At 72.7% G+C, this 14,086-nt stretch carries 14 protein-coding genes; all 14 read right to left on the bottom strand.

Going from position 1 to position 14,086, the window contains the following annotated elements:
- A partial coding sequence (gene resB / locus CCN35_RS07270) for a cytochrome c biogenesis protein ResB (RefSeq protein WP_086791897.1) occupies window positions 1–1,770 on the bottom strand: 1,770 nt, incomplete at its 3' end.
- A gap of 2 nt (window positions 1,771–1,772) precedes the next feature.
- Window positions 1,773–2,534: a cytochrome c biogenesis CcdA family protein gene (locus tag CCN35_RS07265; RefSeq protein ID WP_067395287.1), complete on the bottom strand. Its 762-nt coding sequence runs from the start codon at window positions 2,532–2,534 to the stop codon at window positions 1,773–1,775.
- A 6-nt stretch (window positions 2,535–2,540) separates the two neighbouring features.
- Window positions 2,541–3,206: a TlpA family protein disulfide reductase gene (locus tag CCN35_RS07260; RefSeq protein ID WP_067395284.1), complete on the bottom strand. Its 666-nt coding sequence runs from the start codon at window positions 3,204–3,206 to the stop codon at window positions 2,541–2,543.
- A 66-nt stretch (window positions 3,207–3,272) separates the two neighbouring features.
- Window positions 3,273–4,586, bottom strand: coding sequence for a polysaccharide deacetylase family protein (locus CCN35_RS07255; protein WP_086791895.1), 1,314 nt, complete (start codon window positions 4,584–4,586; stop codon window positions 3,273–3,275).
- Between the two features lie 310 nt (window positions 4,587–4,896).
- Complete coding sequence (locus tag CCN35_RS07250; RefSeq protein ID WP_079129750.1) at window positions 4,897–5,448, bottom strand: adenylate kinase; 552 nt, start codon at window positions 5,446–5,448, stop codon at window positions 4,897–4,899.
- A gap of 221 nt (window positions 5,449–5,669) precedes the next feature.
- Window positions 5,670–5,882 (bottom strand): hypothetical protein, encoded by a 213-nt coding sequence (locus CCN35_RS07245; RefSeq protein WP_067395278.1) that lies wholly within the window; start codon window positions 5,880–5,882, stop codon window positions 5,670–5,672.
- A gap of 73 nt (window positions 5,883–5,955) precedes the next feature.
- Window positions 5,956–7,899 carry an acetate--CoA ligase gene (acs, locus tag CCN35_RS07240; protein ID WP_067395275.1) on the bottom strand — a complete coding sequence of 648 codons (1,944 nt, stop codon included), beginning with the start codon at window positions 7,897–7,899 and terminating at the stop codon, window positions 5,956–5,958.
- Window positions 7,900–8,048: 149 nt separating this feature from the next.
- Window positions 8,049–9,542 (bottom strand): mycofactocin biosynthesis glycosyltransferase MftF, encoded by a 1,494-nt coding sequence (gene mftF / locus CCN35_RS07235; protein WP_067395272.1) that lies wholly within the window; start codon window positions 9,540–9,542, stop codon window positions 8,049–8,051.
- The gene (locus CCN35_RS07230) at window positions 9,539–10,324 is read right to left on the bottom strand and encodes a mycofactocin-coupled SDR family oxidoreductase (RefSeq protein WP_067395269.1); all 786 of its coding nucleotides are present in this window, start codon (window positions 10,322–10,324) and stop codon (window positions 9,539–9,541) included. The genes mftF and CCN35_RS07230 overlap by 4 nt, the downstream gene beginning before the upstream one ends.
- Window positions 10,321–11,076 (bottom strand): mycofactocin biosynthesis peptidyl-dipeptidase MftE, encoded by a 756-nt coding sequence (gene mftE / locus CCN35_RS07225; RefSeq protein WP_067395267.1) that lies wholly within the window; start codon window positions 11,074–11,076, stop codon window positions 10,321–10,323. The genes CCN35_RS07230 and mftE overlap by 4 nt, the downstream gene beginning before the upstream one ends.
- A gap of 30 nt (window positions 11,077–11,106) precedes the next feature.
- On the bottom strand, window positions 11,107–12,279 hold the full coding sequence (gene mftD, locus CCN35_RS07220) for a pre-mycofactocin synthase MftD (RefSeq protein WP_079129757.1): 1,173 nt from the start codon (window positions 12,277–12,279) through the stop codon (window positions 11,107–11,109).
- An 86-nt stretch (window positions 12,280–12,365) separates the two neighbouring features.
- A complete protein-coding gene (mftC, locus tag CCN35_RS07215) occupies window positions 12,366–13,583 on the bottom strand; it encodes a mycofactocin radical SAM maturase (RefSeq protein ID WP_086791893.1) in 1,218 nt (405 codons plus the stop codon).
- Window positions 13,580–13,894: a mycofactocin biosynthesis chaperone MftB gene (mftB, locus tag CCN35_RS07210; RefSeq protein ID WP_067395258.1), complete on the bottom strand. Its 315-nt coding sequence runs from the start codon at window positions 13,892–13,894 to the stop codon at window positions 13,580–13,582. The genes mftC and mftB overlap by 4 nt, the downstream gene beginning before the upstream one ends.
- Before the next feature lie 11 nt (window positions 13,895–13,905).
- On the bottom strand, window positions 13,906–14,016 hold the full coding sequence (mftA, locus tag CCN35_RS27625) for a mycofactocin precursor MftA (protein WP_067395255.1): 111 nt from the start codon (window positions 14,014–14,016) through the stop codon (window positions 13,906–13,908).
- Window positions 14,017–14,086: the final 70 nt, after the last annotated feature.

The raw sequence follows: 14,086 nt of genomic DNA, 5'->3' as shown, positions 1-14,086 counted from the left end.
GGCGGGACCGGTGTCGGAGGCGGGATCGGGGTCGGGGTGGGGGTCGGTGTCGGTCCGTGCGGGTGCCTTGTCGTGGACGAGGGCGGCCAGGTCGCCGAGCTCCTCGGGGACCCGCGCGGACTCGGTGCGGCCGAGGCCCGCCATCTCGACGACCGTCACGCCGTCGGCGCCCTCCACGGCGCGCACCCAGACCCGGCGGCGCTGGATGAACAGGGAGGCGGCCAGGCCCGCGATCGCGCAGACCGCGCCGGCGAGCGCCCAGCCGTTGCCGGACTGCTGGACGATCTGGAAACCGGCCCACTCCTTGATGTCCTTCTCGAAGGTGATGGAGCCGGCGCCGTCGGGCAGGGTCATCGTCTCGCCGGGCAGCAGCCGGGCCCGGACGATCTCGCCCTTGTCGTCCTTGAACTGCTTCAGCTTCGGGCTCTTGGTGTCCAGCTGGTAGACGTTCTGCGGAAGGCCCGAGTCGACCCCCAGGTCGCCGTGGAAGCCGGTCAGCGCGAGGACGGGGAAGTCCAGCGCGGGGAACTGGGAGAACATCGTGCCCTGGCCGGCGCCGGCGAAGGTCGGCACGAAGAACGCCGAGAAGCCGAGCTGCTCGGACTCGCCCTTGGCGTTGCGGTAGCCGTCGAGCACCTTGATCGCGCCCTGCGAGGTGATGTTGCCGTCCATCGGCAGCAGCGGCACGGCCTGCCGGTAGACCACGTTGCCCTTGCCGTCCCGGACGGTGACGGTCGGGGCGTAGCCGTGGCTGACCAGGTACACCCGGGCGTTGCCGATCTTCAGCGGGTGGTTGGGCGAGATGGTGGCCTTCTGCTCCTTGCCGTCGGCGCCCACGCTGTAGGTGACGTCCGCCTCGAAGACGCGCGGGGTGCCCCGCTGCGGGCCGGTGCGCTCATAGGTGCCGGTGAACTCCTCCAGGGTGAAGCTGAACGGCACCAGGTCGTCGTTCTCGAAGAGGCTGCCGGACTTGAAGTCGTCGTACTGGGTGAGCGTGTTGGCGAAGCCGTCGCCCTCGACGACCAGCTTGTTGCCCTCGGTCTTGTACAGCTGGCCCCAGGCGAAGGCGACCAGCATCACGATCAGCGCGAAGTGGAAGACGAGGTTGCCGACCTCCCGCAGATAGCCCTTCTCGGCGGCGACGGCGTCCCCGGCGATGTGGGCGCGGAAGCGGCGCTGCCGGAGCACCCTCAGCGCGGCCTCGCGGACCTCCTGGGGCGAGGCGGCGGTGCGCCAGGTGGTGTACGCGGGCAGCCGGGTCAGCCGTCGGGGGGCGCCCGGCGGGCGGCTCCGCAGCTGGCCCGTGAACTGCCAGGTGCGCGGCACGATGCAGCCGATGAGGGAGATGAACAGCAGGATGTAGACCGCGGAGAACCACACCGAGCTGTAGACGTGGAACAGGCCGAGCTTGTCGTAGATCGGCCCGAGCGTCGGGTGCGCCTCCTTGAACTCCTCGACCTTCAGCGCGTCGGTGCCCTCCTGCGGGATCAGCGAGCCGGGGACGGCGCCGAGGGAGAGCAGGAACAGCAGCAGCAGCGCGACCCGCATGGAGGTCAGCTGCCGCCAGAACCAGCGGGCCCAGCCGAGGAGCTCGCGGCCGGTCCAGGCGAGCCGGCCGGCCAGGCCGGGCGCGCGGCTGCCGCCGAAGGAGCCGGGGACGGCGATCCCGGCGGGGGCGGTGGCCGGCTGGGAACCGGCGGCACCCAGCTCCTCCTCACCGGGGGGCACCGGGGTGCCGTCGGCCGTCGGGCCGGGCGTTGTCTTGCTCATGTTCAGATCCCCACAGTGAAGCCGGTGGACCAGGTCTGCATCCTCTGCACCAGCAGGTCCCAGACGCCGGTCAGCAGCAGGACACCGGTCGCGATCATCATCGTGCCGCCGAGGCGCATCACCCACACATAGTGGCGCTTGACCCAGCCGAAGGCGCCGAGCGCCTTGCGGAAGGCGACCGCGGTGAGCACGAACGGGATGCCGAGCCCGGCGCAGTAGGCGACGGTCAGCAGGGCGCCGCGCCCGGCGCTGGCCTGCTGGAAGGAGAGCGTCTGGACCGCGGAGAGGGTCGGGCCGATGCACGGGGTCCAGCCGATCCCGAACAGGGCCCCGAGCAGGGGCGCGCCCACCAGACCGGTGGCCGGCCGCTTGTGGAAGCGGAACTCGCGCTGGGTCAGCCAGGGCATCAGCCCCATGAAGAAGGCGCCCATGAGGATCATGAGCACGCCCAGCACCTTGGACAGGATGTCCTTGTAGTCCTGAAGGGTCTGCCCGGCGTAGCCGAAGAGCGCTCCGCCGGAGACGAAGACCGCAGTGAAGCCGAGCACGAAGAGCGAGGCACCGACGGCCATCCGCCCGCGCCGGGCCTCCGCCAGGTCGGTGCCGGTGACGCCCGTCACATACGACAGATAGCCGGGGACGAGCGGCAGGACGCACGGGGAGAAGAAGGAGACGAGCCCGGCGAGCAGGGCGATGGGCAGGGCGAGCAGCAGGGCCCCGCTGAACACCGTCTGCTGGGGATCAGTGACCGCGGCCAGGAGCACGGCTGCTCACTTCTCCGCGACGATCGGATCGAGCATCGTGCGCAGCTTCTTCTCGCTGAGTGCCTGGAGGGCACGCGCGGCGATCTTCCCCTCCCGGTCGATGACGATCGTGCTGGGGATGGCCTGCGGGTTGAGGGTGCCCTTCTCGAAGCGGAGCAGGAGCTTGCCCGTGGGGTCGTACAGGCTCGGGTACGGCACCTTGTACTGCTTCTCGAACGCCAGGGCCGGCTGAGGGCTGGTGTCGCGGGTGTTGATGCCGACGAACTGCACGCCCTTGTCGGCGGTGGCCTCGGCCACCTTCACCAGATTGGGCGTCTCGGCGCGGCAGGGCGCGCACCAGGAGCCCCAGACGTTGAGAACGACGACCTTGCCCTTGTAGGCGCTCATGTCGAGGTGCTTGCCGTCGAGCGTCCTGCCGGACAGGTCGGGGGCGGGCTTGCGCTCGCCCTTCTTCACGGTGGCGATGCCGTCGGAGCCGGTGACGAAGTTGGTGTTGCCCGAGCCGCCGGAGGTGCCCCCGGACCCGCACGCGGACAGGGTGAGTGCGGCGACGGCGGTCCCGGCCGCGAGCAGGGCGGTGCGGCGGCGGACGCGGCTCGGGCGCGTGCGGCGCGGACGGGGCGTGTGGTTCGCCCGGTTCGAGCACGGGGGGACGCGACTGGCGGCACTCATGTGAAAAGTTTCGCATGCCCGTTCCGGGGATCTTGCCCACCCCCCTGACGGCCGGGGCGCCGCACCTCAGCCCGCGTCCGAGGAGCCCTTCGCGCTCCGGGACCCGGCGCCTTCGGTGTCCTTGCCCTCGGCGTCCTTCAGGAACTCCTTCCAGCCCCCGGGCGGCTGCTGCCCGACCTCGAGGGTGCGCAGCCTGGCGAGCACCCGCGGATCCTGCGCGTCCAGCCAGTCGACCAGCTGCCGGAAGGAGACCAGGCGCACATCCGCGCCCTTGTCCCTCTCCCGCGCGATGTGCTTGAGGGCCTCCTCGACGGCGTCCATGTAGATGCCGCCGTTCCACTGCTCGAAGTGATTGCCTATGAAGTAGGGCGCCCGGTTTGTCTCGTATGCTCGCTTGAAGCCCTGGATGTAGGCCTGGGTCGCCTGCCGGCGCCAGCCGGGGTGGCGGTGGGCGGGGGCGTTGGTGGAGTTGACCGACTGGTTGGCGAGCATGTTGTAGTCCATCGAGAGGACTTCGAACCCACGGCCGGGGAAAGGTATCTGCTGCAAGGGCAGGTCCCAGATCCCCTTCCGCTTCGCCGGCCACACCTGACGGCCGCCGGGCGAGGAGGCGTCGTAGCGCCAGCCGAGCTCGCGGGCGGTGGGCAGCAGCTGGTCCTGGCCGAGCAGACAGGGGGTGCGTCCGCCGACGAGCTCCTTGTCGTAGTCGAAGGGCAGGGCGGGCAGCTCGGTCCAGCCGGTGTTCGTCTTCCACCGCTGGACGAAGCTCTTGGCCTGCTCGATCTCGCTGCGCCACTGCCGGGGCGTCCAGTGCGCGACCGAGCCGCGGCCGGAGCAGAAGTGGCCGTTGAAGTGGGTGCCGATCTCATGGCCCTCGAGCCAGGCGCGGCGGAGGTTGGCGAGGGTGTCCTTGATGTGCTCGTCGGTCAGATAGCCGATGTCGGAGGCGCCGCGCGGGTTGTTCGGCGGGTCGTACAGACGCTTCTTGGACTCGGGCAGCAGATAGATGCCGGACAGGAAGAAGGTCATACGGGCGTCGTGCCGCTCGGCGAGGTCCAGGAAGCGGGGGAACAGACCGTTGCCGACCTCGCCGGCCCCGTCCCAGGAGAAGACGACGAACTGCGGCGGGGTCTGACCCGGCTCCAGCGGGACCGGCTCGGCCGGCTGGCGCGGCTGCCGGCCGGTGAAGGAGGTCGACCCGTCGCCGATGAGGCGCACGGAGGGCGCGGAGGGGGTCGTACGGGGTGTGCTCGTGGCCCGGGATCCGCCGGTGCGGCCCGGGCCGTCCGACGATCCGGAGCCGCCGCAGCCCGCGAGCCCGACGGCGGCCGCGGCACCCGCGCCGAGGCCGAGCATTCCCCTCCGGGAGAAAGTGCGCATGGAGATCCCCGATCGGTCACGTCCTCTGGTGGTCACCTCCTCAGAGGCCGTGACGAGCGCCGGGGTTCCCTCAACTCCGTACGATTTTCGTGACAAACGTCATTAATACGTTCGTACGTGATCGGGGGCTCGCCGCCCCCGCGCGCTCCCTTGCTCTTCCTTGTTCTCTCACTTGTTCTCCCGCGTGTTCCCCTGCTCTCCTGCGTCCCGTGCGCCGAACGCCTTGCCCTTCCCCTTCACCGGCTCGGCGCCCGGGAGGAGATGAGCGGGGCCGGTGTCGTCCGGGGCAGCGGGGCGGCACGACCGTCGCTCAGGTGCGACGCGGCAGACCGCTGATCACCCGTTCGGTGATCTCGCCGACCGGTCCGACGGCGTGGACGGTCAGCAGGATGTCCGCGTAGTGGTCGAGCAGAGGGGCGGTCTGGCGTGCGTAGACCTGCTGCCGGTGGCGGATGACCTCCTCGGTGTCGTCCGGCCGGCCGCGCTTCAGCAGCCGTGTCACCACGACCTCCTCGGGCACGGCGAACTCCACCACGGCGTCCAGTGCGGCCCCGGCAAAGTCCAGCATGCCGGCGAGTTCCTGAGCCTGGGGCACGGTGCGGGGAAAGCCGTCGAGGAGGAAGCCGTGCCGGGCGTCCGGCTCCGCCAGCCGCCGGCGGACCATGCCGCCGGTGATGTGGTCGGGGACGAGTTCGCCGGTGTCGAGATACCGCTGGGCCTCCTGCCCGAGTGGCGTTCGGCGGGTGACGTGCTCGCGGAACAGGTCCCCGGTGGAGATGTGGGGGATGCCGAGTCTTCGGCTGAGCAGGGCTGCCTGGGTGCCCTTGCCCGCTCCGGGAGGGCCGATGAGGACGAGTCGCATCAGCGCGTGCGTGCCTTTCAGTCGTCGCGCTCTCGGCGCGTGGACGGGACCCGGGACTCGCGCCGCTCGGACCGCGGCCGGATCCCGGGCGTCGGATACCGCTCGGTTGCTTCGGATCGGTTGCCTCGGACACGCCCGGTCGGGCGTCGTGGTCGTACGCCCGACCGGGCGTGTCCGTCGTGTTCGTCGTGTTCGGATGCGCCGGTACCGGCGTTCTTCGATCAGGCGGCCCGTGGCCAGCGGGCGCATCCCTCGGTCAGGACCAGCACCGGGCCGTGCGCCCGGTCCGGACGGCGGGCCAGGAGGTGGCACAGCGCGCCGGCCGTCGCCGCCCGGGCGCCGTGTGCCGGCAGTCTCTCCGTCATCGCCGCGACGGGACCGCCCGCTCCGGTGAGGAGCACGACCCGGCCGGACGACAGGCCGCTGCGCGCCATCCGCGTCCTTGTCCCTTCCTTGTCCCTTCCTTGTCCCTTCCTTGTCCCTTCTTCGTCCCTCGGTGCCGGCCGGTCAGCCGGCCTGTGACGTCCCGCCCTTGAGGCGGGCGTCGATCAGGTCCATCACGGACGCGTCGGCGAGCGTGGTGACGTCGCCGACCTCCCGGTTCTCGGCGATGTCGCGCAGCAGCCGTCGCATGATCTTCCCGGACCGGGTCTTGGGCAGTTCGGGGACCACCATGATCCGGCGGGGCTTGGCGATCGGTCCGATCTCCCGGGCCACGTGCTCGCGCAGCGCCGCGGCCACGTCCTCGGTCCCGGCGGCTCCGCCCCGCAGGATGACGAAGGCGACGATGGCCTGTCCGGTCGTCGGGTCCGATGCGCCGACCACCGCGGCCTCGGCCACCGCGGGGTGCGAGACGAGCGCCGACTCGATCTCGGCGGTGGAGATCCGGTGCCCGGACACGTTCATGACGTCGTCCACGCGGCCGAGCAGCCAGATGTCCCCGTCCTCGTCGTAGCGCGCGCCGTCGCCGGCGAAGTAGTAGCCCTGGTCGGCGAAACGGGACCAGTACGTCTCCCGGTAGCGCTCCTCGTCGCCCCAGATCCCGCGCAGCATCGACGGCCAGGGCTGGTCGAGGACGAGGTAGCCGCTCTCGCCCCTGCCGACCTCCTGGCCCTGGTCGTCGACCACCTTGGCGGACAGGCCCGGCAGGGGGGCCTGGGCCGACCCGGGCTTCCCCGCCGGCCCGTCGGGCAGGGGGGAGATCATGACGGCGCCGGTCTCGGTCTGCCACCAGGTGTCCACGATCGGCGCCCTGCCGCCCCCGATGTGCTCGCGGTACCAGCGCCACGCCTCGGGGTTGATGGGTTCGCCGACGCTGCCGAGCACCCGGATCGAGGACAGGTCGTGGGCGGCGGGGATGTGCTCGCCCCACTTCATGAAGGTGCGGATGAGGGTGGGGGCGGTGTAGTAGATCGTGACGCCGTACCGCTCGATGATCTCGAAGTGCCGTCCCTCGTGCGGGGTGCTGGGCGTCCCCTCGTACATGACCGAGGTCGTCCGGTTGGCGAGCGGCCCGTACACGAGGTACGAGTGCCCGGTGATCCAGCCGATGTCGGCGGTGCACCAGTAGACGTCGGTGTCGGCGTCGAGGCCGAAGACGGTGCGGTGGGTGTACGCGGCCTGGGTGAGGTAGCCGCCTGAGGTGTGCAGGATGCCCTTCGGCCTGCCCGTCGTACCGGACGTGTAGAGGATGAACAGCGGGTGCTCGGCGTCGAAGGGCTCCGGCGTGTGCTCGTCGGGCTGGGCGTCGACCAGGTCGTGCCACCACACGTCGCGGCCCTCGGTCCACGGCACGTCGATGCCGGTGCGCCGGACCACCAGGACGTGCTCGATGCTCGGGGTGTCCTTGGTCGCCTCGTCGGTGTTCGCCTTCATGGGCTCCGCCTTGCCCCGCCGGTACTGCCCGTCCGACGTGATCAGCAGCCTGGCCCGGGCGTCCTCGATACGGGACTGCAGGGCGGCCGGGGAGAACCCGCCGAACACCACGCTGTGCGGAAGGCCGAGCCGGGCGCAGGCCAGCATGGCGAAGACCGCCTCGGGGATCATCGGCAGCTGGATGGCGACCCGGTCGCCGGCGGTCAGGCCGAGGGAGAGCAGGGCGTTGGCCGTCCGGCAGACCTCACGCCTCAGCTCGGCGTAGGTGATCGTGCGGGTGTCGCCCGGCTCGCCCTCCCAGTGGAAGGCGACCTGGTCGCCGTGGCCGGATTCGACATGGCGGTCGACGCAGTTGTACGCCACGTTCAGTCTGCCGCCGGTGAACCAGCGGGCGAAGGGCGCGTCGGACCAGTCCAGCACCTGGTCCCACTCGGTGTCCCAGTGCAGCTGTCCGGCCTGCTGCGCCCAGAACGCCAGCCGGTCGGCCGCGGCCTGCTCCGGAAGTCCGGACACCGCGGCGTCCCGGGGGGTGAGCGGGTTCTCGGCAGGGGCGTGGTCGGCGGAGCGCGGAGACATTCGGGATCCTCCAGTGGGGTACGGGTGCGGACGGCACAGGTTCCGGGCCGGGGGAGGGCGGCCGGCCGTCCTGGGAAAGACACGATGACCGGGGAGGGTTGGCGGGAGGTTGGCGGACGCGGTCGCGGCGCTGGGGGCCTGTCGGGGTGTCAGGGCCGCTCTCCGGCGGTCCAGCGGCTCACCAGGCGCAGGGCGAGGCGTGGCCGCAGGGGCGCGGTGGTCCTGCGGCGTGCGGCGCCCAGCCATACGCCCCAGCCGTAGGCGAGGTCGTCCAGGCGGCGGATCGCCAGGTGGGCGAGGGGCGAAAGCGAGGTGCCCGAGCGCCGGTGGTCGGCCAGCCCTTCGGCGACGGCCGCGACGATCAGCACGCGCCGCACGCGGCGGCTCGCCACGGCGGCGGTCACCGCGACGGGCCAGTGGTGCCGGGTGGCGCAGCGCAGCAGTTGCTCGGCGGTTCCGCGCAGCGCGGCGAGGGACAGCAGCGCTCCCGCCCGGGGCGGGTTGTCGGCGTCGGGCATCCGGCGTGCCACCCGTACGGCGGTCACCGCGGTCAGGGCCGCCGCCACGGCCGCCGGGCCCGGCCTGCCGCGCAGCAGCAGGGCACAGGCGGCGAGCGACCAGGGCGCGGCGTACAGGGGCGGCACCTGACCGGGGTGACGCAGCGCCAGGTCGGCGGCGCCGGTGCCGTATCCGGCCCGCTGGGCGAGCCAGCTGCGCAGGTCGGTGCGGTGCCGGTGGCCCACGCGCGCGGCGGGGACGTACCGCAGCCGCCAGCCGGCCTCGTGCAGCCGCATGCACAGGTCGACGTCCTCCCCGACCCGCATGTCCTCGTCGAAGCCCGCGCCAACGGCACACCGGCGGACCACGATGGTCGCGCTGGGCACGTACGACAGCGCGGACACCGGCACGACCGGCCCCTCCCTGTCCCCCATGTCCAGCGGCGAGCACCTCTCCTCGTACCGGTCCAGGAGCCCTGGCGCGGGTACGGGCAGCGCGACCACGCGGGGGGCGGCGAGCGCCACCGCGGGGTCGGTGAACTGCGCCAGCAGGGGCGCGAGCCAGCCGGGTTCGGGGATCACGTCGGAGTCGCAGAACGCCACGTACGCGGTGCGGGCGTGCCGCAGGCCGGTGTTGCGGGCCGCCGCCGGGCCGAGGTTGCGCGGGTGGGTCAGCAGCTCGGCGTCATGGGCGCGGGCCACCCGGGCCAGGGCCGCGGGGTCGGTGGAGCCGTCGTCCACGACCAGGACCGGCAGGCGCGCGGTCGGCGGGTCGGCGCGCAGGGCGGTCAGCAGCCGGTCGAGCTGGTCGGCGCGGTCGCGGACGGGGATCACCACGGTGGTGTCGGTCACCGGCACCGGCGCGGGGCGCGGATGCGCGATCCCGGCGTCGAGCAGCCGGCGCGCAAGCGCGCCGCTCGCCGGGTCCGTGACCGTGAACCGGCCCCCGTCCAGGCGGCGGGCCGCCGGGGCGGTCAGCCGCAGCAGGCGCAGCGGTGAACCGCCGAGCACCAGCCGTCCGTCCTTCGACCGGTGGGTGTCGGCCGCGAGTTCGACCGTGAAGCCGGCCGGCAGAGCGGTGTCCGGCGGGGCGGGGAGCCGGACGCCCCGCGGGGGTGCCGGTGTGCGCGGTGCGTGTGTCGTCATGCTGTGAACCCTCCGTCCGCGTGCAGTACGGAACCGGTGAGCGCGAAGGAGTCGGGCGAGCAGGCCCAGGCCACCGCGGCGGCCACCTCCTCGGGCTCCAGCAGGCGCCCGGTGAGCTGCCGGGCGGCGAGTTCGTCGACGCCGGGCAGGCCGTAGAGGCCGGCCGTGGCCCGCAGCATGTCCGTGCGGGTCGAGCCCGGTGAGACGGCGACCGCGGTCACGCCGGTCTCCCGCAGGTCGCAGGCGAGGCCGCGCACCAGGCCGACCACGGCGTGCTTGGCCGCGCAGTAGGCGCCCAGGCCCCACAGACCGCGGTGGGCGGCGGCCGAGGCGAGGGCGACGAAGCGGCCGTGCCGGGGGTGCGGCCTGCGCAGCAGGGCCGGTACGGCGGCACGGGCGAGGTTGGCCACACCCATGACGTCCACGTCGAACAAGGTCCGCCACTGGGCGTCGGTCTGCTCCCACACCGGGCCGCCGCCGAGGATCACCGCGGCGGCGGCCACGGCGGCGTCAAGACCACCGAACTCCTGTTCGGCCAGCTCCACCGCGCGGTGCAGCGCGGCGGCGTCGCGCACGTCGGCGCGGACCGTACGGACCTGGGGGAACTCCCGCGCCAGGAAGTCCAGCCGGCGGGGCTCGGCCAGCGGATAGGGCACGTCGGGGTCGTCCGCGCAGCGGTCCACCGCCACCACGGCCCAGCCGTCGCGCGCCAGCCGCCGTACCGTCGCGGCACCGATGCCCCGGGCGGCGCCGGTGACGACGGCCACCCGCCGGCCGGTCATCGCCCGCTCTCCGCGGGAGCGGCGGCCGGCTTCCTCGCGGGAGGTCCGAGCCGTCCCCGTTCGCCCACCCGCCAGGCGCGGATGTCCTCGGCGAGGCGGTCCGCCATCCGGTCCAGGAGCCGCTCGCCCTCGCCCGCACTGGCCCCGGCGGGGTCGCCGAGGACGCCCGACGGGCTCACCCCGCGCACGGACTCGGCGATCAGACGGTCCATCAGCAGAGGGACGGGCTCGGTGGGCCCGGCGACGGCCCGCTCGCTCCGCACGGCCGCGTACCGCAGCCGCAGCATCATCGAGGTCTCGGTGCGCCCGGCGTGGGCGTCGGCGCCGGGACTGGGCGGCAGACACGGCCACCAGGCCGCGTCGCGGCCCTCGCCGCGCAGGCCGGTGACCGCCTCGGCCAGGCTCGTCAGGTTGCCGCCGTGCCCGTTGACCACGAGCAGGCGGTCCGCCCAGCGCAGCAGCGAGCGGCCGATCTCGGTGACCAGCAGGCGCAGCGCGTCGTGGCCGAGGGACACCGTGCCGGGGAAGCCCTCGTGCTCGCCGCTGGCGCCGTACGGCTGTGCCGGGGCGACCAGCACGTCCACCTCTCCGGCGAGCCGCGCCACGGTCCGCTCGGCGACCTCGGAGGCGACCGCGGTGTCGGTGTCCAGCGGGAGGTGCGGGCCGTGCTGCTCGCAGGAACCCAGCGGCAGCAGCACCAGGGGGCGGCGCTCCGCCAGGTCCGGCCAGACCAGGTTCGCGAGGCGGAACATCACGGCGCACCCCCGTGGCCGGCGCTCACCTCAGACCGCTCCCAGCGTCCGGGTGAACCCGGGCGGGATCACCACGTCGTCACGGGTCAGTTCGTGGACGGACGAGCGCCCGAGCCCGAGCAGGGCCGAGTCGATGCCGCGGCGCAGGATGTCGAGAACGTTCTCCACCCCGGCCTGCCCGCCCGCCGCCAGGCCCCACAGGTAGGCGCGTCCGATCATCACCGCCCTGGCGCCGAGCGCCAGCGCCTTGACCACGTCGCTGCCGCGCCGGACGCCGCCGTCGAGCAGCAGCTCGACCTGGTCGCCCACCGCGTCCGCGATGGCGGGCAGGGCGCGGATCGGCGCCGGGGTCGCGTCGAGGTTGTTCCCGCCGTGGTTGGACACCGAGATCGCAGTGACTCCGGCGTCGACCGCGCGCAGGGCGTCGTCCACCCGGCAGATCCCCTTGAGCATGAACGGTCCGTCCCACTGCTCGCGCAGCCAGCGCACGTCGTCCCAGGACGGCGGAGGCGTCGCCATCCACTCGCCGTAGGCGCCGAAGAACGTGGGCGCCTCCTGGCCGGGATCGACGACGTTGGGCACCTTCAGGTCCGGAAGCCGGCGGGACTTGACGAAGTCCCACAGCCAGGCCGGGCGGGTCAGCGCCTCGGGGGCGAAGCGCACCATCTCCTTCAGGGTCAGCCGCTCCGGAATCCTGGGGCTGCCCCAGTCCCGGCCGTAGGAGAAGGACCAGTCGAGGGTGACGATCAGCCCCTTGGCGCCGGCGTCACGGGCGTTCTGAAGGCGCCGGGCCATCTCGTCCTTGGAACCCATCCAGTACACCTGGAGGAACGTCTGCGGGTTGGCCGCCACGACGTCCTGGAGCGGCTTGCTGGCGAACGAGCTGAGTCCCATCGCCGTGCCCCGCGCGGCGGCGGCGCGGGCGACGGCCACCTCGCCGTCCGGGTGCACCGCCTGCACACCGGTCGGGGAGATGATCACCGGCAGGGAGATCTGCTGTCCCATGACGGTCGTGGCCTGGTCGCGCTTGGCCGACAGCCCGGCCACGTGCGGGGCGAAGCCCAGCTCGCCGAAGGCGGCGGTGTTGTCGTCGTACGACACGCCCTTCTCGGAACCCGCGAGCAGCGCGCTGTAGACGGATTTCGGCAGCCGCTTCCTCGCCCGCCGCTGGGCTTCCGCGACCGTCTCGATCCACCCGCTCATCTCCATCCTCTTTCGTCGTCTCACATCGGCCGTGGGGGATCCCCTGCCCGGGTGGGGCCGGGGTCCGGGGAAGGTCGTACGGCCGTTCACATCGGTTCAAGGCCGGCCAGCGGGCTCTCGTCGCAGAGGCGGTCCGGGCGGCGGGACCGCACGGTGGGCATGCCCAGGGGCACGGTGCGGTGCGAGTGGTCGTTGCCCTGACGCGGCAGTGCGTCCGGGTCGACCGCCGAGAGCGCGGCGGCGCCGTGGCCCCTGACGCACTCCGGGTCCGGGCCGTCCAGCGGCAGGCCCGTGAAGAACTTCGCGGCCATGCAGCCGCCCTGGCAGGTGTCGTACGCCGGGCAGCCCGAGCAGGCCCCGCCGGATGAGGGCCGGCGCAGACCGGCGAAGAGGTCCGACGTGCGCCACACCCTCTCGAAGCCGCCGGGCGAGCGGACGTTCCCCGCCCTGAACGCGTCATGGATGGCGAACGGGCAGGCGTAGACGTCGCCCACGGGGTCGATCAGGCAGACCACCCGTCCGGCGCCGCACAGGTTGAGGCCCGGGATGGGCGTCGAGCCCAGGGCGTTGAGGTGGAAGAACGAGTCCCCGGTGAGCACCTTCTCGCCGTGGCCGACCAGCCAGTGGTAGAGCTCGCGCTGCTGCTCGGCGGTGGGGTGCAGCTCGTCCCACACGTCCGCGCCGCGCCCCGACGGCCTCAGGCGGGTGATGCGCAGCTGGGCGCCGTAGCGGTCGGCGAGTGCGGCGAAGTCGTCGAGCTGCGCGACGTTCCGGCGTGTCATCACCACCGAGATCTTGAAGCCGTCGAAGCCGGCCTCCGCGAGGTTCTCCATGGCACGCACGGCCATGTCGTACGAACCGGGGCCGCGGACCGCGTCGTTGACCTCGCGGGTGGCCCCGTCCAGGGAGATCTGCACGTCGACGTAGTCGGTGGAGGCCAGGCGCCGGGCCCGCTCGGGGGTCAGACGCACGCCGTTGGTGGAGAACTTCACGCCCACCCGGTGGGCGATCGCGTAGTCGAGCAGCTCCCAGAAATCGGGGCGGACCGTGGGCTCGCCGCCGCCGACGTTGATGTAGAACACCTGCATCCGCTGGAGCTCGTCGATCACGGACTTGATCTCGTCCGTGGACAGTTCCCGGGGGTCGCGCCGTCCGGACGAGGACAGGCAGTGGACGCAGGACAGATTGCAGGCGTACGTCCACTCCCAGGTCAGGCAGATCGGGGCGTGCAGGCCGCCCTTGAACTGCTCGACGAGGGCGGGAACCCGCTGTGCGGCGGGCGGGGGATCGTGCAGGGTGGTCATCGCCGTGCTCCGGTTCCACTGCGCTGGGGAACGATCATGTCGGCGGCGGCCAGCGAGGCCAGCGCCCGCAGAAAGGCCTCCCGCCGGGCGTCGGGCACCTCGGCCAGGGCGGCCCCGGCGCTGGGGTGGCGGTCGAGTCCGCGGACCAGGTCGACGAGCTCCGGCGCCTTCAGGAAGGACAGCCGGCGGTTGCCGAAGTGGTAGGCGAGGGCCCCGAACGGCTCGGGGCGCAGCGCGACGGAGGGATTCAGCCGGTAGGGCCGCGTCGCGTCGAACGCCGTGCCGTCCGGGGCGGCCGAGGGGGAAGGCATGGCGGCCGGCCTCAGTAGACGCCGCACATGCCGTCGATCGACACCTCCTCGACGAGGACTTCCTCGATCACCTCGTCGACGGCGGTGTCCGGCTCGGCGCTGGTCGTCTGGTTCTCGTTCACGGCACATCTCCTGTATGGACGGGATCCTGTACGGACGGAAAGTGAGGGGAGGTCCGGCACCGCCGTGCGG

The sequence above is a fragment of the Streptomyces thermovulgaris genome (genome assembly GCF_002155915.1).
In the GTDB taxonomy this organism is placed as follows: Bacteria; Actinomycetota; Actinomycetes; order Streptomycetales; family Streptomycetaceae; genus Streptomyces; species Streptomyces thermovulgaris.
The sequence above is the reverse complement of the archived record's forward strand: the minus strand, read 5'-3'. Positions and strand labels throughout refer to the sequence as shown.

Excerpts from the sequence above, each read along its gene's own strand:
- CCN35_RS07260 (WP_067395284.1), bottom strand. The coding sequence starts at position 3,206 with ATGAGTGCCGCCAGTCGCGTCCCCCCGTGCTCGAACCGGGCGAACCAC.
- CCN35_RS07255 (WP_086791895.1), bottom strand. The coding sequence starts at position 4,586 with ATGCGCACTTTCTCCCGGAGGGGAATGCTCGGCCTCGGCGCGGGTGCC.
- CCN35_RS07250 (WP_079129750.1), bottom strand. The coding sequence starts at position 5,448 with ATGCGACTCGTCCTCATCGGCCCTCCCGGAGCGGGCAAGGGCACCCAG.
- CCN35_RS07245 (WP_067395278.1), bottom strand. The coding sequence starts at position 5,882 with ATGGCGCGCAGCGGCCTGTCGTCCGGCCGGGTCGTGCTCCTCACCGGA.
- acs (WP_067395275.1), bottom strand. The coding sequence starts at position 7,899 with ATGTCTCCGCGCTCCGCCGACCACGCCCCTGCCGAGAACCCGCTCACC.
- mftF (WP_067395272.1), bottom strand. The coding sequence starts at position 9,542 with ATGACGACACACGCACCGCGCACACCGGCACCCCCGCGGGGCGTCCGG.
- CCN35_RS07230 (WP_067395269.1), bottom strand. The coding sequence starts at position 10,324 with ATGACCGGCCGGCGGGTGGCCGTCGTCACCGGCGCCGCCCGGGGCATC.
- mftE (WP_067395267.1), bottom strand. The coding sequence starts at position 11,076 with ATGTTCCGCCTCGCGAACCTGGTCTGGCCGGACCTGGCGGAGCGCCGC.
- mftD (WP_079129757.1), bottom strand. The coding sequence starts at position 12,279 with ATGAGCGGGTGGATCGAGACGGTCGCGGAAGCCCAGCGGCGGGCGAGG.
- mftC (WP_086791893.1), bottom strand. The coding sequence starts at position 13,583 with ATGACCACCCTGCACGATCCCCCGCCCGCCGCACAGCGGGTTCCCGCC.
- mftB (WP_067395258.1), bottom strand. The coding sequence starts at position 13,894 with ATGCCTTCCCCCTCGGCCGCCCCGGACGGCACGGCGTTCGACGCGACG.